The 1266-nt window shown below is 63.9% G+C and carries 2 protein-coding genes; both read left to right on the top strand.

Translation table 11 applies throughout. The features are described from left to right. Positions 1–72 precede the first annotated feature (72 nt). The gene (gene fabZ / locus ACIPIA_RS16580) at positions 73–531 is read left to right on the top strand and encodes a 3-hydroxyacyl-ACP dehydratase FabZ (protein WP_400511071.1); all 459 of its coding nucleotides are present in this window, start codon (positions 73–75) and stop codon (positions 529–531) included. 37 nt (positions 532–568) lie between these two features. Continuing rightward, a partial coding sequence (lpxA, locus tag ACIPIA_RS16575) for an acyl-ACP--UDP-N-acetylglucosamine O-acyltransferase (protein WP_400511070.1) occupies positions 569–1266 on the top strand: 698 nt, incomplete at its 3' end.

The raw sequence follows: 1266 nt of genomic DNA, 5'->3' as shown, positions 1-1266 counted from the left end.
GTTTCCTCGATCGGACATCTTGAAGAGAATGCGAGGCGTCGCTCTGGGAAGGCGCCCGGGAGAAGACAGACGATGAGCGAGGCGACGACGGCGCTGGGTGTGATCGACATCCAGAAGATCATGGCGAGCATTCCCCACCGCTATCCGTTCCTGCTGGTCGATCGCGTCGTCGAGGTGAATGGCGACGAGTCCGGCGTTGGCATCAAGAACGTCACCGTCAACGAGCCGCAGTTCACGGGTCACTTTCCCGAGCGCCCGGTCTTCCCGGGTGTCTTGATGATCGAGGCCATGGCGCAGACCGCGGGTGTGCTCGTCGTGAATGCGCGCGGCGCCGGCGAGGCGCCGATCAACACCGTCCTGTTCACCACGATCGACAAGGCCAAGTTCCGCAAGCCGGTCATTCCGGGTGATACGCTGCGGTTCCACCTGACGAAGCTCGCGCGCAAGCGCAATATCTGGTTCTACCGCGGGGAAGCCCGCGTCGAGGGCGTGCTCGTCGCCGAGGCCGAGATCTCGGCGATGGTGGTTTGAGCGGTCCGCAGTTTTGCCAGATCAGGATCAGTTTCCGATGAGCGCTTCCATTCATCCGATGGCGATCGTCGACCCCAAGGCGAAGCTTGGGGCGGGGGTCAAGGTCGGGCCGTTCTGCACTGTGGGGCCGGACGTCGTGCTGGGTGATGGGGTCGAACTCATCAGCCATGTCGTCGTGGCAGGCCGCACGACGATCGGCCCGCGCACCAAGATCTATCCCTTCGCGTCGATCGGCCATCCGCCGCAGGATGTGAAGTACCGCGGAGAGCCCTCGACGCTCTCGATCGGTGCGGAATGCCAGATCCGCGAAGGCGTCACCATGAACCCGGGCACCGAGGGCGGCGGGATGGTGACCTCCGTCGGCGATCGCTGCTTCTTCCTGGCGAACTCCCATGTCGGGCACGACAGCCGGCTCGGCAACAACGTCATCTTCTCGAACAATGTGATGTGCGCCGGCCACGTTACGATCGGCAACTTCGTCATCGTGGGCGGTGGCGCCGGTCTGCAGCAGTACATTCGCATCGGCGATCATGCCTTCATCGGCGGCGGCGCGGGTGTCTTGAGCGATGTCATCCCCTTCGGCACCGTGCGCGACAATCCCGCCCATCTCGTCGGGCTCAACCTGATCGGGCTCAAGCGTCGCGACTTCACCCGCGAGCAGATCCATGAGCTGCGCCGCGCCTATCGACTGCTCTTCGCCGATGAAGGCACCTTGTCGGAGCGTGTCGAGGTCGT

The organism is Allobosea sp. CER48 (genome assembly GCF_044752385.1).
Lineage (GTDB): Bacteria > Pseudomonadota > Alphaproteobacteria > Rhizobiales > Beijerinckiaceae > Allobosea.
The sequence above is the reverse complement of the archived record's forward strand: the minus strand, read 5'-3'. Positions and strand labels throughout refer to the sequence as shown.